This is a genomic window from Lactobacillus equicursoris DSM 19284 = JCM 14600 = CIP 110162 (genome assembly GCF_001434815.1).
Taxonomy (GTDB): Bacteria; Bacillota; Bacilli; order Lactobacillales; family Lactobacillaceae; genus Lactobacillus; species Lactobacillus equicursoris.
In genome coordinates this window covers 1-206 of record NZ_AZDU01000176.1, presented here as the reverse complement: position 1 = coordinate 206, position 206 = coordinate 1, and the positions used below count along the sequence as shown (strand labels likewise).

Genomic DNA, 206 nt, shown 5'->3' with positions numbered 1-206 from the left:
TTAACGACCCCTGAAAAAGCGCGTCAATTTACGCTCGTTGATTCGGCGCTGACAGTACTTGATTGGCCGATGACCCAAGATCACGCTCATTTACGGATGAACTTAATTACTGGCTTATTAGACGATGCGGCTTACAATGTCGCGCGTAAGCAAACAAATCTGGCACTTTATGAACAAGGACGCGTATTTTTGAAACAAGCTAAAGC

General features: G+C 44.7%; 1 protein-coding gene. It reads left to right on the top strand.

What is annotated here, in order from left to right; genetic code table 11:
- On the top strand, positions 1-206 hold a 206-nt coding region (locus FC20_RS10625; RefSeq protein ID WP_162254736.1), incomplete at both ends, for a hypothetical protein.